Below are 22613 nucleotides of genomic sequence, written 5' to 3'. Positions count from 1 at the left end.
ATTGGAAGGAACACACGGAGAAGCATCCCACCTGTGTCGAAGGCTTGTCCGCAGCGAACCCCGTAGAAGCAGTGGCCCTGAGTGCTGCCGCGCAACAATGGCAGGCTCAAGATGAAGGGAAACGCTACCTTATAATATGCTTCTGCTAGCACAGAAGTCACCTGTCCGCCAGGCAGAAACTTGCGCAATCCCGACCGTGCCTGTATAATAGTTCTGGCAGAGTGTTTAGCTTCTGGGAATAGAGGCTGGCATCAAGAGCGACAACGAGAGCAGGCAGGAGAAGCCTCAGCAAGAGGTAGCGGAGGATGACGACAGCGAAGCGCCTCCCTGGAAGGTGGTGGGCCGTCTGGGTGTGGGCCTTGCTGACAGAGCCGCAGGCTGCGATCTGGATGAGCGTCACTCGCTCCAGCATTGCGCTCCCGAAAGCCGCCAGGAGTCCGCAGCTCGCATAAGCAACCTTCCTCTGCGCGCTGTCTCCTGCGAAATACTCGTTTCTGGCCTCCAGAGCCGGTCTGGCGGCAGTTCGCTCCACTTGCCGTGATCTACACTACAACATCAATGCTGAAAAAAGGTATGCCTGCCGGGCAGGCCATTGCTCGCAGGCATCTCTCTTTTTCATCAGCAGGAAGACACCGCGGCACCACCCCTGGCAGATCAGATGCGCCAGGCAGTCGGGCAAGAAGCCGAGAGAGGCCATCATTCCACCAGGGCAGGTGTTCACGCCACACAAGCGACAATCGAATACGGGCTTGCTGATAGCTGTCCCGCGTTGAGCGAACGTAGTACAGAGGAAGCGGCCAACAGCGATCCGATGATTGGTGAGAGTTCGGAAGGACACGCCCTCTGGAACGCCTTCGTGAGCGGCTGGCCGAAGAAAGTCCGTGATGCGCCTGAAGTCAGAAGCATCCTGATCTGGGGCAGGGAGGGAAGTGGAAGGGAGCACATCACGGGCAAGTAGGATCAGGTGGGTGGTTCCCGCGCAGCGCAATAACCGGAAAGAGCGGTCACCGTGCATGCTCCTCACACTGGTGTGAGCGGCATCCAACAGGAGAGAGCTGGTCTTCTCTCTCCGGCGCTAGGCAGCGGCTGGTGACAATAAGGGTGGCACCACGGGTGTAGGTGCAAGCGAGTCCTCAATCTCATCTCGCCTTTGCCTACTCTCGTCCCTTCAGGTTTCCAGGACAGGAAGGGGCGAGGGTTTTTTGATGCCTGCTCGCTCCTTCTCGACACGTTTTCCTTGACCTTGAAGGAGTGTTGCACGATGACAACCAGCAATCAGAAACAGCAGACCGACAAGCAAAGTGCTCTCGCAGTTGCCCTGCAGAAGATCGAGGCGGTAGAGGTTCCCCAGGGGAAGAGCATCGCCCTCGCTTACTCCGGCGGCCTTGATTCGTCGCTCTGCGTCAAGCTCTCCCAGCTCAAGTACAAGGCCCGGGAGCTGTACGCCATCAATGTTGATGTCGGTCAGGGGCAAGAGGAGATCGATATGGCGGTAGAGCGCGCGGTCCAGTTGGGTATTCAGCCGATTACGATCGATGCCAGAAAGGAGTTCACCGAGCAGTGGCTGACCAAAGCCATTCAGGCCAACTCGGACTACAACGGCTATCCCGTCTCGACCTCGATGACGCGCCAGTTGATCGCCGCCAGGGTGGCTCAGAAGGCTCTGGAGCTGGGTTGCGATGCCCTGATGGAGGGTTCCAGCGGCAAAGGTAACGACCAGTACCGCATGCATAACGTTTTTAGCCTCTTCGCTCCCGGCCTGGCGATCTTTGTGCCGGTGCGCGATTTCGACCTGACGCGCAGCGAGGAGGGGCTGCTGATGGAGCACTACGGCGTTCCGATCGAGGAGATCATTGTCGGCGGCGATGACAAGACGATGTGGTGTCGCTCGATCGCCAGCGGCGGGATCGATCTGGATACAGAGCTGCCCGATTCGATCTGGATGTGGCTGACTCCTCCTCAGAAGGCCCCGGATAAGCCGACGACGATCAAGTTGACCTGGCGTAACGGCTTGCCGGTTGCCCTGGACGGCCATGAGGTCCCGCTCGATGAGATGATCGAGCAGTTGAATGTGATCGGTGGAGCCAATGGAATCGGCAAAATCGACCTCTTTGAGGATGGCATCATGGGCCTCAAGTCCCGCGAGATCTACGAGGCTCCCGCAGCTACCATCTTGCTGAAGGTCCATCGCGATCTGGAACAGTTCTGTTTGACAAAGGAGGAGATCCAGCTGAAGCGTCCTCTTGAGGCTTACTGGGCACGCATGGTCTATCACGGCGAGTGGTTCCATCCTCTGAAGCAGGCCATCGATGCCTTTATCGCTGAAACGCAGAAGGTGGTGAACGGCGAGTATACGCTCCAGCTCTATAAGGGGAACATTGATATTGTGGCACGCAAAGCGGAGGGCGGTCTCTTCTTCCCCGATGTGCGCTCTATCAAGAGCGCCAGTTTCAATCAGAAGGAGTGCGCCGCTGTGGCCCACATCCGCGGTCTGCCTTATGAGCTGATCTCGCGCCGCAACAAGAATCTGGGGTTCAGTCCCGTGGGAGGGATCTGATTCATGCCGAAACTCTGGCAGAAAACCTATCGTGTGAATGAGCAGGTCGAGCGTTTCGAGGCGGCGCAGAATAGCGCTCTCGATAGCCGCCTGGTGCGCTACGATGTCTGGGGATCGCTGGCACATGCGGCCATGCTCACCAAGATTGGCGTGCTGACGGAGGATGAGCACAGAGCCTTGAAAGAGGCTCTGTGTGACATCCTCCGCCTGGCCGAAGCGGGACAGTTTACGATCACGCCCAGCGATGAGGACGTGCATACGTGTGTCGAGAATTACCTGGCAGAGGTGGCTGGTGCTGCCGGCAAGAAGATCCACATGGCGCGCTCGCGCAATGATCAGGTGCTGGTTGATCTGCGCCTCTATGCCAAGGAGCAGCTGCATGGAATCGCCAATTCCCTGCTGACTCTGGCGGAAACGCTCTGGCGCTTCGCCAGCGCCCATACCGATGTGCCGATGCCCGGCTATACCCATATGCAGCGGGCTATGCTCTCATCGGTGGCCCTGTGGGCCGGCGCTTTCGCCGAGTCCCTACTCGACGATGAGCAGCTGCTGAGCGCCGCTTACAGTTTGAACGACCAGTCGCCGCTTGGCTCCGCTGCCGGCTACGGGGTGCCAATCGCCATCGATCGCCAGTATACTGCCGAGCTGCTTGGCTTCGCGCGTGTGCAGCATAATGTGATCTATGTCCAGAATAGCCGCGGCAAAGTCGAGGCGGCCATTGTCCAGGCCCTGGCCCAGATCATGCTGGACCTGAGTAAGCTGGCTCAGGATATCTTGCTGTTCACAACGGCGGAGTACAATTTCTTCCACGTCCCCCAGGAACTATGTACGGGCAGCAGCATTATGCCCCAGAAGCGCAATCTGGGCGTGATGGAGCTGGTGCGCGCCCGCACACAGACGGTGCTGGCTCTTCAGCAGCAGATTCTGGGCATTGTCACCGGCCTGCCCTCGGGCTACAATATGGACTATCAGGAGACCAAGCGCCCCTTTATGGAAGCGCTAGATGTGGTGCGTGAGTGCCTGGAGATCTCTACGCTGGTGGTGGGGTCGTTGGAGGTGAATGTCGACCGCCTGGTCGCCGCCTGCACATTCGAACTCTTCGCCACCGATCGCGCCTACGAGCTAACGCGCACTGCCAACCTGCCGTTTCGCGATGCCTATCGGATTGTGGGAGCCGAGGTCACAGCTCAGCTCGATCGCCATGAAGCGCTGCCAACGGAGGGCCGCGAGCAGCTGGTCGAGCGCCTCAAGAAGCGCAATCACCTGGGCGGAGCCGGGAATCTCGGCCTGGAGCAGATTGCTCAGCAGCTGACCGCAGCCCGAGCGGCCTGGCAGGAACGCACTGCCACCTTTGAAACGGCGATCCGGCGCCTGACAGGCTCAGGACAGGATGGCCAGGGCAACCAGGATAGCCCCGCGTCAGCGCTGGGCGAGATTCAGTCTGAGCATGGGAGGGCTTAAGCTGATGGCTACTGCGGTTCTCGCCTACTCCGGCGGTCTGGATACCTCTGTGGCAATCCGCTGGATTAAGGAGAAATATGACCTGGATGTGATCGCGCTGACGATCGATGTCGGCAACGACCGCGACCTGCAAAGTATCGCCCGCCGCGCGGAACAGATCGGAGCGGTGAAGGCGATTGTCGTGGATGCGCGGGCTGACTTTGTGCGCTATTTTGTCTGGCCCGCCCTGCAGGCCGGCGCGATGTATGAGGGCCAGTATCCGCTGGCAACCGCTCTGGCCCGTCCTTTAATTGCCCGCTTGCTGGTGGAGGTAGCCCGCGCCGAGGGAGCGGTCGCTGTGGCTCATGGCTGTACCGGGAAGGGCAACGACCAGGTGCGCTTCGATGTCTCGATCGCGACGCTGGCCCCCGATCTGAAGATCATCGCCCCGGTGCGTGAGTGGAGCATGACGCGCGACAGCGAGATTGCCTACGCCGCCGAGCACAATATTCCCATTCCGGTGACGAACGCCAGCCCCTACTCAATTGATCAGAATCTCTGGGGACGCAGCATCGAGTGCGGCGTGCTGGAAGATCCCTGGCAGGAGCCGCCGGAGGATGTCTATGCCTGGACAACCAGCCCCTGGCTCTTCGGGCGCCAGGGCGGTCTGCCTATCCCTGAGCCAACTTACATCGAGCTGACCTTCGAGCACGGTATTCCGGTGGCCCTGAACGGCGAGGAGATCGATGGGGTGACGCTGATCGAGACGCTCAATCCTTTGGCCGGGAAGTACGGGATCGGGCGCATCGATCACGTGGAGAATCGCCTGGTGGGCATTAAGTCGCGTGAGATCTACGAGGCTCCCGCGGCGGTGGTCCTCCATGCCGCGCATAAGGCCCTGGAGAGCCTGACGCTCAGCCGCGATCAGCTGCGCTTCAAAGAGCTGGTTTCTGCCGAATATGCGCGCCTGATTTACAATGGGCAGTGGTATAGTGCCCTCCATCAGGATCTGGCGGCTTATGTGCAGAGCACGCAGCGCTTTGTGAGCGGCAAGGTGCGCGTGAAGCTGGCGCCGGGCCAGTTCGCGGTGGTCGGACGCCAGTCCGAGCATTCGCTCTATAGCCATAGCCTGGCCACCTACGATACGGGCGATCAGTTCGACCACAACGCCGCCGTCGGCTTCATTAAGCTGTGGGGTCTACCGCTGCAGACACAGGCCCAGGCCCAGCTCCTCCCCTCGCTCGGTATCGAGGGGAACTTGCTGAAAGGCGTCGAGGGCAACCTCCTGGAGAAAGGGCCGGCCCACGCTGCTTCTGCTTCCCCCTCTTCCTCCTCAGCCTCAACAGAAGGACAGAGCTGAACACTTGACTTGAAGAGAGCAGAGATGGCCAGCAGCGGCCCATCGAAGTCGTTGCTGGCCGTCCGCTATGCCCTGGGGGCCGCTGACGTCTTATGTCCGGGCACCCGGGCTAAAGCCAGGGCCAGATCAGGAAGTACTGAGGGCCGCGCGAACGCCAGGGATCACCTCGGCAGCGAAGCGCTGGATCTGAGGTAGACGGTCCTCCAGAGGCCAGTAGATAAAGGTATCCATTCCCACTTCGCGCACCAGGCGCGTCAGCTCTGTAATCCAGTCCTGGACGCCGCCGCGGAAGGTGCCGCGTTCCCAGCCGGGGCCAGCTGTGGTGATCTGGCCGATGATATTGTAGATGCGCCGAATGGCGTGCGGCGAACGCCCTGCCTGCTGAGCAGCTTCGTCAATCTGACGCTGCATGGCAGGCAGCTGCTCGGGGGCCGCGTAGGTGCTGCTGGGAATCCAGCCATCGGCCAGACGTCCAGTCAGGCGTAGCATGCGCGGACGATAGGCCCCCAGCCAGATGCCAATCGAATGGGCCGGACGCGGACCGGGGTGCGCTCCCTCGGCACTGTAGTAGCGTCCTTGAAAGTGAAGGCTGCGCTCTCCGCTCCAGAAGCGGCGTATGAGCTGCATTGCTTCCTCCAGGGCCGCAACCGCTTCGCCAGCGCTGCGCCGTGGCCCCCCCATAGCAACAATGCCGTCAGCGAAGGCACCAGCCCCCAGCCCCAGCTCGATGCGACCGCCACAGAGGACGTCAAGGGTGGCCGCGGCTTTGGCCAGCATCAGCGGGGGACGCAGCGGCAAATTGGCAACGTTAGGGAAGAAGCGCACGCGCTGTGTGGCCTGCGCTAGCACGGCAATGAGCGTCCAGGTGTCAAGAAAGCCCGCATTGTACGGGTGATCCTGAATACCGATGAGGTCAAAGCCGGCTTCTTCCACGGCGCGCGCGAGTTCCACGGGCCTGCGCGGATCGTCCGCGGTAGGATCAACATTTGCCCCGAAGAGGATCGAAAGTGGCCCACTTTCAGGGGTTTCCATTGGCCTTGCTCCTTACTCGCTCATTTGCTTGCTCTCCCTGGTGCACTCGGTAGTGGCGCAAAAGGCGGGACCCATGCAGGTCCCCGCCATTACCTGACCACCAGCAAGCGAGCAAGCACTGTATTGGGAGCCGATGTCAGGGCAGTAGTCACCGATGCGATGGTATTCAGGCGGCTGGGCTACCAGAGCGGAAGCGCGGCAAAACCTGGCGCGCCAGTAGCTCGACGGTCTGCCGATCCTCTAGTTGCCAGCTTCCCAGTATAAAGGTGGTGATGCCCAGGTCGACGTAGGCCTGAATCTGCTCGGCGATTTGGTCCGGAGTACCAAGCAGCCCCCGACCTTGCAGTCTGGCCGCTTCCTCTGGGGAAGGAACACAGATGCAGCGCCCGAACCAGCTCCGCTCGATCTGGCTAGGATCTCGCCCGAGCTGCTGACAGGCACGCTCGAAGGTCGTGAGCCGTTCGCGATAGGCTTCTGGCTTGACCCAGGCAGCATTCCAGCCATCAGCATAGCGGGCCACAATGTGGAGCAGGCGCGGACCAAGACCACCGACAATGACAGGCGGCACCGGTTCCGGTTTTGGCTCACAATAGGCGCTGTGGACCCGATAATGGCGCCCCTCAACGGTCGCTTGTTCCTCGCTCCAGAGCGCTTTGACAATCTGAAGGGTCTCTTCAAGCTGCTCAAGGCGGATTCGTGGCTCGGGGAAAGGATAGTTGTAGGCTCGATACTCTTCCTCATGCCAGCCTGCGCCGATGCCGAGCAGGAAACGCCCCTCACTCAGATACTGCAAGGTGGCCCCCATTTTGGCCAGCAAAGCAGGATTGCGAAACGACTGGCAGAGGACCATGTGGCCAATGCGATACTGCGGGTAAAGCGCTGCAAGATAGGTCAACGCTGTCCACCCCTCTAGCACAGGCGAATTGCCAAACTGCAGATGATCGGTGAACCACAGAGAGTCGATCTGATCGCCCACCAGAGCAATCTGCTCTCGCGTGATCTCCAGAAAGCGGCTCGGCTCCATGCCGCGCGTCGGCCCGGCGTTGAGAACCCAGCCAAAGTGTACTTCTGTCATTGCGGCTCGCTCTCACATTGGTCTTCACTGTTTGCCTCCATTGTACCCTTCAGGCAGAAGCATGACAAGGCAAAGCAAGGTAAAACAGACTACACGAAAAACACTACGCTCGCCAGAGCGAGCCTCTCAAGAGAGCCTCTCAGCTGGGGACGTCTCTCAGACTGGCTCTTAACGGGACGAGACAGGTAGTCAGAGAAAGAGCGCTGTCACAGCCTATGAGGCCGCTTGAGAGCGAAAGTCCTCCTTGAGTAACAGGGCTGCATGGGGTATAGTATACGGAACATCATCATCGCACTTTATAAGGGTGAACATCGACATGCTGGTGTTTGAAACGATCCGCCGACGGCGTAGCATCAGCAAGATGAGTGAGCGCCGTCCGACGCGGGGCCAGATCGAGCGCATGCTGGAGGCGGCAACCCACGCCCCCAATCACCATAGAGTCGAGCCTTGGAAATTCATCGTCTTTAGCGGTGCTGCCCGCCAGGAATTGGGGGAGGCAATGGCCCAGGCTCTGGCGCTGCGCCTGGGTCAGGGGAAGGATGAAAAGATACGGGCCTTGATCGAGAAGGAGCGCCATAAACCCTTACGTGCCCCAGTAGTGATTGTGGTAGCAGCAGAGGCTCCTCAGCGTTCCGAGGTGCGCGCCATTGAAAATATCGAGGCGGTGGCCGCCGCCGTTCAGAATATGCTGCTGACCGCCGAGGAGCAGGGCCTGGCCACCATGTGGCGCACCGGCGAAGCGGCCTATGACCCCCAGGTCAAAGCCTGGCTTGGCCTGGCCCCCGAGGATGAGATAGTGGCCTTTCTGTATGTTGGCTATCCAGCCCTCTCGCCACCGGAACGGATTCCAACCGATTATCGGCAGAAGACACGCTGGCTGGGCGACCTGGAGTAGGGTCCCCAACGGAAGGAAAGATCAGCGGCGAAGAGAGCACGCCAGGAGCACATTGCCCTCTCCACCTAACAGTGGCAAGCCAGTCACAGCCCTTGCTTTGAGGTCAGAGCGGCTACCACCGTTCAACGGCGCCGGTTGGGGCCTGGGGAGAGATCGCCGACCTGACGCTGGCTCATGCGTTCGTTCGGTCTTGCCCGAGACAGTGGTTCCTCACACTTCCCCGGGCGAGCAGGTCGCCCCTGGTTTGTCCCAAGTCCGGCGCCTTTGTCGTTCATTCGCTTGCTCCGGCCTGCCAGTCACGCCTTAGCTCCAGACCTTTCCACAACCATCGATCTGCAGTTCCTCAATGACCAGGTCTCGCTCGCGTAGATGTAGGAGCAGCATATAGCGTCCGGGAGGCACAGCCAGAAAGGTCAACATTCCTCGGCGGTCTATCTCCGCTGTCAGCCGAAGCGGATCAGCGTTTGCCACGGCCCGTTCGGCTGGCTTCCTCCGCGAGGTCTTGAGCGGCTGTAGCACGGCTTGACGACCTTCGAAAGCCTCCACATCAAGCACCGCATTGATGCAGCTGAGCAGGCCGTAGACCGCGTAACACCCCGCGCTTGAAGACGAGATATGCAGCGCCAGCTGAAACTCTTCGCTATGGTAGTACTGCGGCCACACTGCTGATGGGCCCCCATCAGGCAGCCTATACCAAGCCTGCCGCCCGGTATGTGGCGTTGCCAGGCGGAGGAAGGAAGGCGCCGAGACCGTAGGTATCAGCGGATCAGCCATGAAGCGCCTGGTGACAGCCACCTCTTCGGCACAGAGTGGGCACTCTTGTACGTGAGCAGCAATCTGACGCTGCTCCTCTCCACTAAGGAGACCAGCACAGTAGAAGCTCAGGCGCTGGCCATCAGGGCATTGACGACGATAGAGTTGCGTCAGTAAGTGATGAGAGAGCGACTGAAACTGCATAAGGCGCCGTTGGCAAATCATGCATGCGCGTAAGTGTCGCACTACCTCGGGAGCCAGGCCCTCTTCGCCGAAGGCCAGCATGACCAGCTCCTCAGTTTGAGGGGCAAACTGATCTCTGCAATCCATCGTGTGTTTCCTTCACCTGGCAGCATGGCATGCAACGATGCCTAAACGCAGGCAGGTTCTTCCTCCTTCTGAGGATACTCCTTTCGCAAAAGAAACGTTTCAGGTGCGGCTTTTTACATATGGCCTTCTTCAGTCCCTTTCCAGCTTCCCTCTCTCCTTCCGCACTACCTGGCCCCTGGAACGAGGAGCCAGGCCCTGCCACACCATGCCAGGTCAGGCCACCATTCTGAAAGGGAGCTAATGTACACTGAGCCTCCAACGGAGCTGATCAGCATGACGCAACAGGCGCTCGACGATGTTGCGTCTTAAGCGATACACCTCCTGAACACTGTGGAATTCCTGCGAGCAGTAGCGGACAACCTCTCGTGGCTTCAGGCCACAATGGAAGAGCAGATAGGCAAGATACCGCTCTCTCCGCTGAGGCAGCAGACTCTTGAGGGTCTCCCAAAGCTCGCCACTGTCATCCCCGTCCTCGCTCACTGATACTCCTTCGTAGCCCGGCATCGAGAGAGAAGCCTCGCGCGGTCGGGCGTACATACGCAAGGTGTCCATGATGGCCCCGTTGAGGCTGGCCCGCAGGTAGCTCAGAGCTGCCGCCAGCGAAGTAAATTGGAGGTCTTGCTTGAAGGCTGTCGCTTGCCAGAACCGCTCAAAAGCTTGAGCAATATAGTTGTCTTCGCTATCAAGGCGGATGGCAATCTCTCGCTTAGGATGCCGGCGTATCCAGGCGCGGACAAGGTCGGAAAACCGGTCTTGAAGCAGCGCCCAGGCCTGTTGATCACCTTCCAAAATGGCGCGTTGGAAGATCTCTAGCCCACAACGCTCTTCCTCCGCCTTTCGCTCGGCCTCTCTGTCGTTCACCGCTTCGGCTCCCTCGGCGTCAACCTCAGTCGGCAGGACCAGCTCCAGGACGATTGAGAATCGTTCAGTCTGCATGCCCATCGCTCTCAACCTGCTTTCTTCCTTCAATGCCTTCGCTTACACAGAGATGGTCTTGTCCCTCTGCCCGTTGGCAGGACCGTAACACATCCATCTTCAGATAGACGCTATTGACAGACTGATCTCCAATTTTTTATTGATATGAGGCAGAATTATATGTTCATAACGATAGCTCCCCCACCACCTACCTTGCCCGGCAGGAGCAGGGAACAGCTTTGGAACGCTGAGCTGGGCGACCGGGCTTCCCCCTGGGCCCAGTCCGTCGCTATGGCTCATGGCGGAGACCACTCCTTGACAGGATTTAGCTGCCTGAAGGATCTGAACTCTGCTATAGAAGCGGCTTGAACTCTTGTGGCTCCTTTAAAAAACAGCTATACTATCGTATAGAGAGTGTACGGTCCCTTCTCTGGACAGGCTATGTCGCAGCTAACCAGCTCAGTGTGAACTACTCCACAAAACCAACGGCGGGGTAGAGCAAGCAGAGGTATGCAGGTAGCGCCGACAAGGAAGGAACCGCCAATGACGCTCTCTTCCCAGCCGCTTCGATGGTCTGCCTTGTCTGTCTGCCGCTTTCTAAGTCAGGTACGGCCCGCGAAGGAGGCGCGGCTGAGCAATGAGTGGTCAGACAGTGACAGTGTTCACGTTCAATAAGCGTTGCATTCCTCTTACTTCGGTCACCTGTTACACAGGCCTCCAGCGAAAAGAGCGTCGAACCCGGCCAGGAAACCGACCATCAGGAGGAGGCAGGAAGGAAGGAAGGCAAAAGGGGCTACCTGCCGCGGTGGATAGGAGGAGGAGGCGGCGGCGGCGGAGAGATGAGAGGGGTACCCTATCACCCCAGGCAGGTGAATTTGTCAGTGACCAGCTGGCTAGCCAACTGTGGTACAAGGCGCTCTCTACCCCATATCCTCGGGAAGAGCATTTCTCTGGTGAGAGACGCAGTAGACAATACCGGTCCAGCCCGACGCCGGATGTCTGGGCACTAATTCCCGCTCAGTGAGAAACCGAACCCAGAAGATGGGGTGGCCATCTTCGGGTGACCTTCGGGAGTACGGTAGCCATGAACAGGCACATCTTGCTTGGTATCGATCCCGCGATCTCTCCGGCCACCAGGCAGGCGATCACGAAAGTCAGAGAGCTGGTTGAGCAGGCTCCCGCTTTTCACGTGATTCTCCTGACGGTCATTCCTATCCCCTATACCGCTTCCCCTTCCCTCGGCATGTATGTTGGCCAGATCCAGCCCCTGCCCATCACCACCGAACAGCGCAGCGAGGCTGAGGAGGTCCTCAAGCGCGCCCGTCTTGAATTCCAAAAATATGCCATCTCCTCCGAGCGTATCGAGATGATGATCCGCGTCGGTGAGCCAGCTGGCGAGATCGTCAGAGCCGCGCGAGAGCTGGGCGTCGACCTGATCGTCGTCGGAAGCCGCGGCGAAGGTTTTCGCCACAAGCTGCGCCGCCTGCTGGTTGGCAGCATCTCCCGCCGCGTGTTAGCGCTCGCCCCCTGTCCGGTGATGATCGTGATGGCCCCACCTATTGCCCACCCCGGCGATCTGGTCGCCTGGTATCGCAAGGCCCTGACCGCTTATCTGGAGGAGCAGACTGGCGCTCTGGCCGTTTTCACTCCCCAGGAGGTAGCCACTATGTTTCTGCCGGCCAGCAAGAAGAAGGCCGGTAGAAAGGAGATTGCCGCGGCCACCCTCGCGCTTGAGCATCTCGTCAACAGCGGCAGGCTCTGCCGTCGCGAGGTGAAAGGCCAACTGCGCTATGTTAATGACTAAGGTCGCTAGCCACGGCCTGCCGCTGCGGGCCCGGGTCGCACCTCTTCTCAGCCCACCCTGAGCCTGTCCGGCCACCGGCGACCCTGGCCCCACGTTCGTCAGGATGCTCTCCAGGCGCAGCGCTGCGGACCAGCTTTCTCTCCGCCCGGCTGATCCGCAGGGCCTGTCTCTTCTCCGCGCTCCGCTTCAGCGCCCGTTAGTGGTCCAGCTCACCAAGCTGGGCCTGCAGCTCCTCGGCTGTCGTCACAGGCGCCTGACAGGCAAAGTGTTGACAGACATATGCCGTCGCCCGTCCGTTCTGCTGAGGCCGCTCGGCCAGGAGTGGAATGAGAGCGGCGGCACGCTCCTGCACGCTGCCGGGTGCGACACAGGCCAGGACGCTGTTGGGTCGATAGTGACTGTTGACCACAGCCAGGAGAGCCGCGGTCTCTTCCGCCTGCGGATCTCCAATGATGGCAATCTCACGCCCAGGTGAGAGGGCAAAGTCAAGCGCACCCAGCAGATGCCCGAAGGCATGCGGATGCTGGGTCATGATATCAGCCAGGGCTTGCAGATAGCTCTCAGCCGCCTGGTGATAGCGTTCTTCTCCTGTGAAGGCCGCCAACCGTAATAGCACTTCCGCAGCAACGCTGTTGCCCGCCGGCGTGGCGTTGTCCATGATCTCTTTGGGCCGGCTGACCAGGGCCTCCTGATCGCTGCCGGTGTCGAAGAAGCCCCCATTCTCGCTATCGGCAAAGAGCTGCAGGGCTTCCTCGATCAGGCTGCGCGCTTCGCTGAACCAGCGCAGCTCGAAGCTGGCTTCGTAGAGAGCCAGCAGGCCATCCGCCAGAAAGGCATAGTCCTCCAGATAGCCGGCCAGATGGGCCCGCCCATCCTTCCAGGTACGCTGCAGGCGCCCATTTTTGCGCAGCGTCGCCAGCAGGAAGTCGGCGTTACGCTCGGCGACTTGCCGGTAATCGCTGCGCCCGAGATAGCGCGCGGCCTCGGCGAAGCTGCGCAGCATCAGCCCATTCCAGGCCGTCAGGACCTTCTCATCGCGCCCCGGCTTGACGCGCTGCTCCCGGGCCGCCAAGAGGAGCGCGCGCCCCTTCTCCAGAGCCTGCTCCAGACGCTCTCGGCTGACCCCGAGACGCTCAGCTACCCGCTGGGCATCAGGCTCGGGCACGTGGAGAATGTTCTTGCCTTCAAAGTTGCCGCGTGGGGTCACTCCATACCAGGCCATGAAGAGGTCTCCATCCTCGCCAGGCAGTAGGCGGGCAATCTCCTCAGCCTGCCAGAGATAGAACTTGCCTTCTTCCCCTTCGCTGTCCGCGTCCTGGGTCGAATAGAAGCCCCCTTCTGGCGCCGTCATCTCGCGCATGACGTAGTCTAGCGTCTCTTCGGCAATGCGCCGGTAGAAGGGATTGCCCGTAACCAGATAGGCATGCAGGTAGAGACGGCTGAGCAAAGCATTGTCATAGAGCATCTTTTCGAAATGGGGAACCAGCCAGCGGGCGTCAACCGAGTAGCGATGAAAGCCGCCGCCAAGCTGGTCGTAGATGCCACCACAGGCCATGCGCTGCAGGGTCTGCTCCACCATCTCCAGCTCCGAGCGCTCGCCCTCTTTGACTGCTGGTAACTCGCCAGAGGCGCGGTGTAGGTGGACACGCAGCAGGAACTCCAGCGCCATGCTGTTGGGGAACTTGGGAGCGCCGCCGAAGCCGCCATTGACGGGGTCAAATTCGGCAGCCAGCTCGCGCGCCGCGTTGGCCAGTTGCTCAAGCTGCGGCAGAACCTGCCCTTGCCCGCGGCGCAAGAGGGGCGCGCTGCTCCGCTCACGCAGGTATTCGGCCAGGCGCTCGGCCTGCTCCTCAACTTCCTGACGCCGATTCTGATAGGCGTCGACGATGGTCAGCAACACTCGTGGAAACCCGGCCATCACTTGCCCGCCGTAGCGCCGGTCCTCGGGCGGGAAGTAGGTTCCACCAAAAAAGGGTCTGCCGTCCGGCGTCAGAAAGACGTTGAGGGGCCAGCCACCTTGACCGGTCAGAGCCTGGATGGCCTGCATGTAGATGGCGTCAAGATCGGGCCGCTCCTCGCGATCAACTTTGATTGGCACAAAGTAGCGGTTGATGAGGGCCGCAATCTCTGCGTTTTCAAATGACTCACGCTCCATGACGTGACACCAATGGCAGGCGGAGTAGCCGATGCTGAGAAAAATGGGCTTGTCTTCCTGTCTGGCTTTGTTGAGGGCTTCCTCCCCCCAGGGATACCAGTCCACCGGGTTGTGTGCGTGCTGCAGCAGATAGGGACTCGTCTCATGAATGAGACGATTGGTATGCTGAGCGCCTTGCGGCGCGCCGCTCGCTTCTGTCATGTTGCCTCCCGAGCATCTGCTCGCTTTACGTTTCAAGAATAGTCAGCTTGCCCCTTTAGATCTTCATTGTACGACATCAAGAGACGGGACAGGAGACCGCACAGCCCCTTCGCTAGGCCGGAGTGTACCTTGCACTTGTCTCCCTGGATACCGACAGCAAGCTGCCTGGGAACCAAACGGTTCCCCTGCACGTCTAAGCAGCAGATCGTTCCTTTCCCGTGACGCTTCTCCAGTTGTAGCTATCTGCCAGGCCCGTTTCATGGAGAATAGAAACGTAAACGTTATCTCAGAGGTAGTCCATAATATGAAAGAAAAGCTCGCTTCATATTTTTCTGCTATATTTGCCGCCCTGGTGGCCTCGCTACTGGTCGTCATGCTCTCTTCCTGCCAGACCCCCGCCGCACAGCACTCCTCAAGCAGTCCAGAGGCTGAGGCGTCTCTCAATATCCACCTGATAGTCGATCGCTATGAGTTCAATTCGCCGGCGAGCATGTGCACCAGCATCCTGACCGCCGAGGTTCAAACCGTGAGCTACGGAAAAAGCCGCTGGAACACCCCCGACGGCTTGCGACCACACATGGCGCCAGCTTCCCATAGCTCGCTCGCCGAGACGCTCGTGGCAGAGGGCTATCGCATCTACACCCCTGTTCATTTCGGCACGATGAGAATCCTCCACGATCGGCGGCGGCAAGCGACGCAGGCCTTTGTTACGGTCGGTGGCCAGGTGGGATCAGATCAGTTCTGGATCATTGGGTTTCCACAGCTTCAACCGAATGGCCACTATGTGCTTGTTTTCGCCCCCGGTCTTCAACCGCCGCGAGGCCGCCAGGAAAGCTGGCTGGAGGTCTATGACGCCTTCCCCGTCGACGCCCACGGGATCGTGACCCTCCAGCAACCCGGCGCCCCCGCTGAGCCTGGACCAGGTCAGCCACAGCCAGCGGTCCAGGTCGCTCTCAGTCTCAGCTCCCTGCAACAGCACCTGGCGAACTGCAATTAAAATAGCTTTGGCTTTGATCAGCGCTGCCTTCAGGCCCTCTGCCCCCGGGCGGGAGCAGAGGGCCTCTCTCCTCGACAGCGATCACCGGCTTCGCTCAAGATAGCAGCCGCTCGCTCCGCTAGCACTGGCGCAGCCCCTGCCTTTCTGTCTCTCGCCCTCCCCTTGACTTTCTTGCCACAATGGATTATTCTCTAATCAGAATTTTTTGACTGTTTTTATTTATTCAGTCATTTAGTCAATAAAACAAGGGAGGCCAGGAACAGTGGCAGGCCAGTCAGATCAGCCTCCGCGGCGGCGTGGCAGGGCGCCTACCTCTCCCCAGAAACGCCGGGCGCGCGCTGAGCGCATCCTCGATGCTGCAGTCAAGCTCATCGAGCGTTGGGGCTACGATAAGACGACCATCGACGACATCGCTCGCGAGGCCGGCGTGGCCAAGGGGACCATCTATCTGCACTGGAAGACGCGCGAGGATCTCTTTATGACCGTGATCATGCGCGAGGCGCTGGTCGTCATCGAGTCACTGCAGAAGTACATCACCGAGAATGCTGATAGCTTTGCATTCCACACGTTTTTTCCCTATGCCTTTCTGCTCTACCAGCAGCGTCCACTGGTGAAGGCGCTGCTCACCAACGATGCCAGTCTGCTTGGCTCAGTGGCCCAGCATGACTATCTGCAGGATAACTCGATAGCGCGCCGCAAAGTGCTCTTCGCCCACGCTATTCTGGAGCAGATGCAGGCGGAGGGTCTGCTGCGCTCAGACCTGAGTCTCAGGCGCTTAGAATACATGCTGTCAGCCATCTTTATAGGCTATCTGACGCTCGATCCGCTCTGGCCGGCAGAAGAACGCCTTCCGCTCGAGCAGCAGGCCCAGGATCTGGGCGAGGCCATCCGCTTGTCTCTAGAAAGCCAGCAGCTACCGCCACCAGAGAGGCGTCGCCGTTTGGCTCACGCAGCAAATGAGCATATTGCGAGCTTTGTGGCAGCCATTCGCTCCTATCTGGAGCAATATATTCCAGGCATTTCAGGAGGGAACACTTATGACAGCACTGATTCAAGCCAGCGGCCTGACGAAGTATTACGGTCGCAGCCGCGGCATTCTTGACCTGACCTTTGAGATCGAGGAAGGCGAAATCTTCGGTTTTCTCGGTCCGAATGGCGCCGGCAAAACCACCACCATCCGCACACTGATGGGCTTCCTGCGCCCCTCGGCGGGCCGTGCCACCATCGCCGGTCTGGACTGCTGGTCGCAGGCCCCCGCCGTCAAGCGGCTCGTAGGTTACCTGCCCTCGGAGTTCGCCTTTGATCCCGGGCTGACCGGGGCTCAGATCCTGACCTACCTCGGCCACCTGCGCGGCGGTGTCGACCGCACCTATGTGCAGCAGCTCTGCGAGCGGCTGGACTTCGATCCCGGCAAGCGCTTCCGCGAGTATTCGCGCGGCAACCGCCAGAAGCTGGGCCTGATCCAGGCCTTCATGCACCGTCCGCGGCTGCTCATTCTGGACGAGCCGAGCAGTGGTCTTGATCCCCTCAACCAGCAGGAGTTTTATCGCATGTTGCGCGAAGTGCAGAGCGAGGGACGCACGGTCTTTCTCTCGTCGCATATCCTGCCCGAGGTTGAGCAGACCTGCAGCCGCGTCGGCATCATCCGCGAGGGGCGCCTGGTCGAGGTGAACGAGGTGAGTCGGCTCAAGCACATACGTCAGCAGACGGTCATCATTAGCTTTCCGGCGCCGGCCTCGCCGCAGTGGTTCCGGGGCCTGCCGGGCGTGGCCTCCGTCCAGCTCAACCGCGACGGTCGCGAGCTGCATCTCGACGTCCAGGGCGACCTCCAGGCGGTCATCAAGACAGCCGCTGCCCACGATGCGCTCAGCCTGACCACCCACGAGCCGAGCCTCGAAGAGATTTTCCTGCGCTTCTATCAGGCCGACCAGCCGGTCGCCGCTGGCCGCTAAGCGCTGCTGGCCGCATTTTGCAGCGTTTGCAGCGGCCAATGACGGGAGGAAACCGCTATGCTGCGTACAATCTGGCTCAAAACCTTACGTGAGTACTGGATCGCCATCCTCTGCTGGAGCCTCGGCCTGGGCCTGCTGATCTACGCCATGTATGCTACCGCTCAGGATGTCCTCAACGCCGGCGTCACCCAGATCTACCAGTCCTTCGGCTTCTATGGCGATCAGGTGGCCCTCAATACCATCCCCGGCTACGTCACCTTCCGCGTCTTTGGCACGACCCTGCCGGCCTTCCTGGCCATTTGGGCCATCCTGGCCGGCGCCCGCCTGGTGCGCGGAGACGAAGAGCGCGGCACGCTCGATGTGCTGCTCTCGCAGCCGGTGGCGCGGGCGCGCCTCTTGCTGGAAAAGCTGCTTGCCCTGACGCTGGCCATTCTCATGATGATGCTCATTCTCAGTGTCTTCATCCTCCTCGGCCAGCTCAGCGCCCACGAAACAGCCGATTACCCGCGGGCCCTGCTGACGACTCTCAACGTCGGCCTTTTTGAGCTGATCTTCGCCAGCATCGCCCTGCTGATCTCGCAGTTCGTGCGCTGGCGCGGCGCTGCCTCCGGCTGGACCGCCGCTATCCTGGTGCTGATGTTCCTGCTCGATAGCGTTGGGCGCCTTCAGCAAAATGTTGACTGGCTGCGGCACCTGTCGATCTTTTACTACTATAACAGGAATAAGCCTTTAATCCCTTCGGTGGCCGCCAACTGGGGCGCCCTGGCACTCCTCATCCTGCTCGCCGTGATCCTGATCGTGGCCAGCACCGTGATCTTTGCCCGCCGCGATCTGGGCGGCGTGGCGCTTCAGCTCGCCCTCAACGGACGACGGCAACCGTCCACCGTCGAACGAGCCCGCTCTCTGGCGCGCGCCGCTGGCGACCCCTTCCTGCGCTCCTTGGGTCTGCGCACCCTGCGCGCGCAGTTCACCGCCCTCTTCTGGTGGACGGTGATCACGGTCTTCTTCGCCGATTTCCTGACCGCGCTCATTCCCAACCTGCTGGATGTCTTCAGGAAGGCGGTCCAGGGCAATGCTGTCATGAGCCAGCTCTTCAGCGGCTACAACGTCGCCACCAATCAGGGTCTTCTGGGAGCGACCGTCTTCACCTTTATTCCCGTCGCCCTGACCATCTTCGCCCTGACGCTGGCCCACAGCTGGAGCCGCGATCTGGATAACAACCGCCTGGAGCTGATCCTGAGTACGCCTCACTCCCGTATCCGCTTGCTCGGCGAGCACGCCGCGGCTGTGGTGGTGGCCTCGCTGATTCCTCCGCTGGGGATCTGGCTCAGCCTCCTGGTGACGGCCAGCAGCATCAATCTGCGCATCGATGTTGGTGACACCGCTGCCGCCTGCTTCGGTATCTTGCCGTTGGAATGGCTGGCAGCCGCCCTGGTCTACCTGCTTGCAACGCGCCTCTCCGCTGGTCTAACCACGGGTCTGGCCAGCCTTCTCGTAGCTCTTTCCTTCTTAATGGAGTTTCTGCAGCCGATGCTGAAACTGCCTGACTGGCTGATCAACCTCTCGATTTTCCACCTTTACGGTGACCCAATCACAGAAGGTATGCGTTGGGGTCCCACCCTGACGGTCCTCGGCCTGGCCATCGCGGTGGCCCTGGCTGCTCTCTTCCACTTCAAGGAAAGCAGCCTCATGGCCAGGGCCTGACGAGCGCCTGCAATGCTCCACAGGCGGAGGAGGAAATCGCATCTCCTCCGCCTGTCTATCTACTTCTTCAGTCATTATCTGCTCCATTGCATCCATCGCCTGCCAGGCCAGAGCGCGCCAGCGGCAGGAGGCCAGCATGTGCTACAATATCAGCGGCTGTGCTGTTTGCCTCAGCGGCCAGCCCCCGGGCGGGGCTAATCCGCCTGGCAATCAGCGAGCAAGCGACTGGTATGAGAGCGTTGAGCGAGCAGAAAGACGGAGAGATGACAATCCAGCAATCCTGGACCGACCTTGTTGCTACAGCCACCCTGGCGCTGCAAGCCGGTGATCCTGTTCTGGCCAGCGCCATTGAGCGCGTAGGGCCGTGTACCCTGGTGCCGGACCCTAACCTTTTCGAGGCGCTGGTCGATGCCATCATTTCACAGCAGATTTCTGTCCAGGCCGCCGACGCCATTATGGCGCGCTTACGCGCTCTGCTTCCTCCCGGCCCTATCCAGGCCCAATTTCTTGCCACCCTCGATGAGCGGCAACTGCAGGCAGTCGGTCTTTCTATGCAAAAGATTCGCTACATACGCGATCTCTGCACCCATGTTCTGAGCGGCGAGCTGGACTTGCAGCAGCTCCCGGAGCTTGACGATGAGGCTGTTATCCGTGCACTGACCGCTGTCAGAGGTATCGGGCGCTGGACAGCCGAAATGATTTTGATCTTTTCGCTGGGTCGCCTCGATGTCTGGCCCGTTGATGATCTGGGCCTGGCCGAGGGCCTCCGCCTCCTCTACGGACTAGAGCAGCGCCCAACGCGCAAAGAGCTGCTGGTCTTCGGCGAGCGCTGGCGGCCCTATCGCACTCTGGCAACCTGGTATATCTGGCGCACGCGACGCCTGTTGATACAAAGCAACCGCGTCAAAACACGCATTGTATCGCTCTAGTACGAGCCGCTTACCTTCAGCAGGCAACAGAGCTGGCTATGGAGAGGGACGAACTGGAAAACTACTACGCCATTCTGGGCGTACCAGCGGATGCCGATCAGGAGACGATCAAACGCGCCTATCGACAGCTGGCACGGCGCTACCACCCTGATCTGGCTGGCCCCGAGGGGGCAACCCAGATGAAGCGCATCAATCGCGCCTACGCTGTCCTGGGTGACCCCCAGAAGCGACAGCAGTATGATGTGGCCCTGCGGGGTGTGCTGGATGTACGCGGCGGCCTGCTGCGACCTCGCCGGCACCCTCAGCGCGTTGACCCACAGGAGGAGCTAGAGTTTGCCAGCCTGAGCATCTTCAGCACACGCGGCCCCTTGCGCGCTGGTGCTCGTCTCCAAACGTCCCTGGGAGTGATCTCGGCCCTGGGTAGCCTCCAAACCGAAGATAAGGACTTGTACATCGCCGCCGGCACACTGGATGGCCAGGGAGCCATTTGGAGCGTGGCCCACAGCACTCAGCTCGCTCAGTTTCGCACTGATCCCGCCCTGACAGTCGAATCGCTGCGCGAACTGCGCTTTTCCCCTCATGGGGAGCTGCTGGCCGGTTGGGGACGCCTCGGCCTGCACGTCTGGCATACACAGAGCGGCTCGCTGATCTGGAGCTATCCTCTGCAGCAGCGCACCGTTTTTGACCACTACACGCTTGATCTGGCTTTCATGGAGGAAGCAAGCGTTGCTCAGCCCTCGCCGGATTCGACAACGGACTCTTCTTCGCCGTGCCTGCGCCTCGCTCTTCCCTATCAGGCCGAGGACCCGCGCACCCCGCGGAAAGTGGGAGCGCGTGCCACCGATGTCCTGCTCTACCAGCCCGGGCAGGGCGCCATTCCCCAGGAGACCCTGGTCTGCATCGAGGAGGAAATCGAGAAGCGCCAGTTTTGGGCCATCCGCCTGCGCGCCCTCTCGCGCGATACGCGCGCCCTGCTGACGCTTTCCTGTGGGCACAGCCCAGGCAGCCGGGAGGAGGTGATTGTTGTCCGGCGCTGGGATCTAACTGCCCGCACCCGCTTTGGGAACCGTCCACGCCCGCGCATTGTCACCTCTGTGCTGGCTGGAGCGTGTAGCGATTGTGCTCCGCCCTATGCCGTCACACCCGATCTGCAGACGGTGGTCTTCGCAGCGCGGCAGGAGCGTAATCGCGTGCGCGTGCAGGATTTGCGAGCCGCCACCTACTACGATCTCGCTGTCGGCACCCTGGGAGGCACTTCGCGCCTGGCGCTTTCCGATGATGCCAGCTGGCTGGCCGTGGCCCGCGAAGATAGCGAGATCAACGAGGGCGTGGTTGAGCTTTGGTCGCTGACAGCAGGGCAACTTGTCCAAAAGCTCTACCACCCCTGGCAGATCAGCGCCCTGCATTTTGCCGATCGTCGCCTGCTCGTCGCCTTGACCGATGGTACGATTCAGCTTTGGGAATGAGTCGAGATCAGGCGGCAGACCTGATAAAGGGCCGCGGTCTGGAGAGGAAAGCGCTCTATTCTTACACCTTACCATCCAGAGACTCGTCATCCTGGATTGGATAAGGAGAGAGAGAAGCAAAAGGGCAGACTGCGCCCCCATGCTCTCCGCTCCACAGCATCGGGAAGTGAGGTTACTGCAAGCATGCGCGTTTCGGTGGTTGTACCCGTCTACAACGAGGAAGCCACGGTGGCCCGGCTCCTGGAGATGTTGGCCCATGTCCCTCTGGATCTGGAGGTGGTCATCGTCGATGATGCCTCCACTGACCGTACCTGGGAGATCTTACAGAGCCTGCGCCAGCAGCCGCCCTTTGATCGCTACCACTACCTACGCCACAGCACCAACCAGGGGAAAGGCACGGCTCTGCGCACGGGCTTTGGCTATATCACGGGCGACCTGGTCCTTATTCAAGACGCCGATCTGGAGTACGATCCTCAAGATATCCCCTTGCTCGTGGAACGTTGGATCTCGGCGGGCCACCCCCTCGTGGCTGTGTACGGCTGCCGTGATCTCTCTCAACAGCCCTGGCTGACACGCTGGGGCAACCGCTTTTTGACAGTGGTCACAAACCTACTCTACGGCTGCCGCCTCTCTGACATGGAAACCTGCTACAAGCTCATGCCACGCGCTGTGGTGCAGGCCCTCCCTCTCCAGGGGCGCCGCTTCGAGATTGAGCCAGAGATCACCATCTATCTCGTACAGGCCGGCCTCACTATCCTGGAAGTCCCCATTCGCTATACCCCCCGCCAGGCGAAAAAGCTCTCTCCCTGGCGTGACGGATGGCCTGCCCTCCTGATGCTCCTGCGTCGCCGCCTGGCCAAACCCTTCCGCCTACCCGCTCCTCCGGCTTACCAACCGACTGATCGCGCCGACGACCAGAGGGATCAGACGAGAGGCTTGTCAGAGGTTATACAATAAAAGGAAAGTTCTAGCCGGCATGGCCAGCGGTCATGCACAGACCGTCTGCGCCTGGTCTGTTAAGCAAGGCTTCCCAGCTTCAATTTATGCT

General features: G+C 60.3%; 17 protein-coding genes. 12 read left to right on the top strand and 5 right to left on the bottom strand.

The genetic code is table 11. The features are described 5' to 3' along the window. The first annotated feature begins 1261 nt into the window (after nt 1–1261). The 3 genes from argG to BGC09_RS10065 are packed head-to-tail and all read left to right on the top strand — an operon-like array spanning nt 1262 to nt 5357. The gene (gene argG, locus BGC09_RS10075; protein ID WP_069803873.1) at nt 1262–2557 is read left to right on the top strand and encodes an argininosuccinate synthase; all 1296 of its coding nucleotides are present in this window, start codon (nt 1262–1264) and stop codon (nt 2555–2557) included. A gap of 3 nt (nt 2558–2560) precedes the next feature. Next, a complete protein-coding gene (argH, locus tag BGC09_RS10070; protein WP_069803871.1) occupies nt 2561–4018 on the top strand; it encodes an argininosuccinate lyase in 1458 nt (485 codons plus the stop codon). A 4-nt stretch (nt 4019–4022) separates the two neighbouring features. Further along, nucleotides 4023–5357, top strand: coding sequence for an argininosuccinate synthase (locus BGC09_RS10065; protein WP_084658341.1), 1335 nt, complete (start codon nt 4023–4025; stop codon nt 5355–5357). Between the two features lie 126 nt (nt 5358–5483). On the opposite strand, the gene BGC09_RS10060 is transcribed toward BGC09_RS10065, so the two are convergent. Both BGC09_RS10060 and BGC09_RS10055 read right to left on the bottom strand, forming a co-directional pair. Then, nucleotides 5484–6389: an LLM class flavin-dependent oxidoreductase gene (locus BGC09_RS10060; protein WP_069803869.1), complete on the bottom strand. Its 906-nt coding sequence runs from the start codon at nt 6387–6389 to the stop codon at nt 5484–5486. A 166-nt stretch (nt 6390–6555) separates the two neighbouring features. After that, the gene (locus BGC09_RS10055) at nt 6556–7464 is read right to left on the bottom strand and encodes an LLM class flavin-dependent oxidoreductase (protein ID WP_069803867.1); all 909 of its coding nucleotides are present in this window, start codon (nt 7462–7464) and stop codon (nt 6556–6558) included. Between the two features lie 316 nt (nt 7465–7780). On the opposite strand from BGC09_RS10055, the gene BGC09_RS10050 reads away from it, so the two are divergent. After that, complete coding sequence (locus BGC09_RS10050; RefSeq protein WP_069803865.1) at nt 7781–8359, top strand: nitroreductase family protein; 579 nt, start codon at nt 7781–7783, stop codon at nt 8357–8359. A 303-nt stretch (nt 8360–8662) separates the two neighbouring features. Here the strand turns inward: BGC09_RS10050 and BGC09_RS10045 are convergent, their stop codons facing one another. Then, nucleotides 8663–9442: a zf-HC2 domain-containing protein gene (locus BGC09_RS10045; protein WP_069803864.1), complete on the bottom strand. Its 780-nt coding sequence runs from the start codon at nt 9440–9442 to the stop codon at nt 8663–8665. Between the two features lie 237 nt (nt 9443–9679). Continuing rightward, complete coding sequence (locus BGC09_RS10040; protein ID WP_141727722.1) at nt 9680–10378, bottom strand: hypothetical protein; 699 nt, start codon at nt 10376–10378, stop codon at nt 9680–9682. Between the two features lie 1063 nt (nt 10379–11441). On the opposite strand from BGC09_RS10040, the gene BGC09_RS10035 reads away from it, so the two are divergent. Continuing rightward, on the top strand, nt 11442–12161 hold the full coding sequence (locus BGC09_RS10035; protein ID WP_069803859.1) for a universal stress protein: 720 nt from the start codon (nt 11442–11444) through the stop codon (nt 12159–12161). A gap of 196 nt (nt 12162–12357) precedes the next feature. Here the strand turns inward: BGC09_RS10035 and BGC09_RS10030 are convergent, their stop codons facing one another. Continuing rightward, nucleotides 12358–14517: a thioredoxin domain-containing protein gene (locus BGC09_RS10030; protein WP_069803857.1), complete on the bottom strand. Its 2160-nt coding sequence runs from the start codon at nt 14515–14517 to the stop codon at nt 12358–12360. Between the two features lie 304 nt (nt 14518–14821). Here BGC09_RS10030 and BGC09_RS10025 point away from each other — a divergent pair, with 304 nt between their 5' ends. From BGC09_RS10025 to BGC09_RS09995, 7 genes are all read left to right on the top strand, one after another. Further along, a complete protein-coding gene (locus tag BGC09_RS10025; RefSeq protein ID WP_069803854.1) occupies nt 14822–15514 on the top strand; it encodes a hypothetical protein in 693 nt (230 codons plus the stop codon). A gap of 262 nt (nt 15515–15776) precedes the next feature. Then, nucleotides 15777–16616, top strand: coding sequence for a TetR/AcrR family transcriptional regulator (locus BGC09_RS10020; protein WP_069803852.1), 840 nt, complete (start codon nt 15777–15779; stop codon nt 16614–16616). Next, nucleotides 16552–17466 (top strand): ABC transporter ATP-binding protein, encoded by a 915-nt coding sequence (locus BGC09_RS10015; RefSeq protein ID WP_069803850.1) that lies wholly within the window; start codon nt 16552–16554, stop codon nt 17464–17466. The genes BGC09_RS10020 and BGC09_RS10015 overlap by 65 nt, the downstream gene beginning before the upstream one ends. 57 nt (nt 17467–17523) lie before the next feature. Next, nucleotides 17524–19170, top strand: coding sequence for a DUF2705 family protein (locus BGC09_RS10010; RefSeq protein WP_069803848.1), 1647 nt, complete (start codon nt 17524–17526; stop codon nt 19168–19170). A 263-nt stretch (nt 19171–19433) separates the two neighbouring features. Then, on the top strand, nt 19434–20099 hold the full coding sequence (locus tag BGC09_RS10005) for a DNA-3-methyladenine glycosylase family protein (protein WP_069803891.1): 666 nt from the start codon (nt 19434–19436) through the stop codon (nt 20097–20099). A gap of 38 nt (nt 20100–20137) precedes the next feature. Beyond that, nucleotides 20138–21565: a DnaJ domain-containing protein gene (locus tag BGC09_RS23400; RefSeq protein WP_069803846.1), complete on the top strand. Its 1428-nt coding sequence runs from the start codon at nt 20138–20140 to the stop codon at nt 21563–21565. Nucleotides 21566–21748: 183 nt separating this feature from the next. Continuing rightward, entirely contained in the window at nt 21749–22522 is a 774-nt protein-coding gene (locus tag BGC09_RS09995) for a glycosyltransferase family 2 protein (RefSeq protein WP_069803844.1), read from the top strand. Nucleotides 22523–22613 lie beyond the last annotated feature (91 nt).

Source organism: Thermogemmatispora onikobensis, from assembly GCF_001748285.1.
In the GTDB taxonomy this organism is placed as follows: Bacteria; Chloroflexota; Ktedonobacteria; order Ktedonobacterales; family Ktedonobacteraceae; genus Thermogemmatispora; species Thermogemmatispora onikobensis.
This window is presented reverse-complemented; position numbering and strand designations above follow the sequence as displayed.

Excerpts from the sequence above, each read along its gene's own strand:
- argG (WP_069803873.1), top strand. The coding sequence starts at position 1,262 with ATGACAACCAGCAATCAGAAACAGCAGACCGACAAGCAAAGTGCTCTC.
- argH (WP_069803871.1), top strand. The coding sequence starts at position 2,561 with ATGCCGAAACTCTGGCAGAAAACCTATCGTGTGAATGAGCAGGTCGAG.
- BGC09_RS10065 (WP_084658341.1), top strand. The coding sequence starts at position 4,023 with ATGGCTACTGCGGTTCTCGCCTACTCCGGCGGTCTGGATACCTCTGTG.
- BGC09_RS10060 (WP_069803869.1), bottom strand. The coding sequence starts at position 6,389 with ATGGAAACCCCTGAAAGTGGGCCACTTTCGATCCTCTTCGGGGCAAAT.
- BGC09_RS10055 (WP_069803867.1), bottom strand. The coding sequence starts at position 7,464 with ATGACAGAAGTACACTTTGGCTGGGTTCTCAACGCCGGGCCGACGCGC.
- BGC09_RS10050 (WP_069803865.1), top strand. The coding sequence starts at position 7,781 with ATGCTGGTGTTTGAAACGATCCGCCGACGGCGTAGCATCAGCAAGATG.
- BGC09_RS10045 (WP_069803864.1), bottom strand. The coding sequence starts at position 9,442 with ATGGATTGCAGAGATCAGTTTGCCCCTCAAACTGAGGAGCTGGTCATG.
- BGC09_RS10040 (WP_141727722.1), bottom strand. The coding sequence starts at position 10,378 with ATGCAGACTGAACGATTCTCAATCGTCCTGGAGCTGGTCCTGCCGACT.
- BGC09_RS10035 (WP_069803859.1), top strand. The coding sequence starts at position 11,442 with ATGAACAGGCACATCTTGCTTGGTATCGATCCCGCGATCTCTCCGGCC.
- BGC09_RS10030 (WP_069803857.1), bottom strand. The coding sequence starts at position 14,517 with ATGACAGAAGCGAGCGGCGCGCCGCAAGGCGCTCAGCATACCAATCGT.
- BGC09_RS10025 (WP_069803854.1), top strand. The coding sequence starts at position 14,822 with ATGAAAGAAAAGCTCGCTTCATATTTTTCTGCTATATTTGCCGCCCTG.
- BGC09_RS10015 (WP_069803850.1), top strand. The coding sequence starts at position 16,552 with ATGACAGCACTGATTCAAGCCAGCGGCCTGACGAAGTATTACGGTCGC.
- BGC09_RS10010 (WP_069803848.1), top strand. The coding sequence starts at position 17,524 with ATGCTGCGTACAATCTGGCTCAAAACCTTACGTGAGTACTGGATCGCC.
- BGC09_RS10005 (WP_069803891.1), top strand. The coding sequence starts at position 19,434 with ATGACAATCCAGCAATCCTGGACCGACCTTGTTGCTACAGCCACCCTG.
- BGC09_RS23400 (WP_069803846.1), top strand. The coding sequence starts at position 20,138 with ATGGAGAGGGACGAACTGGAAAACTACTACGCCATTCTGGGCGTACCA.
- BGC09_RS09995 (WP_069803844.1), top strand. The coding sequence starts at position 21,749 with ATGCGCGTTTCGGTGGTTGTACCCGTCTACAACGAGGAAGCCACGGTG.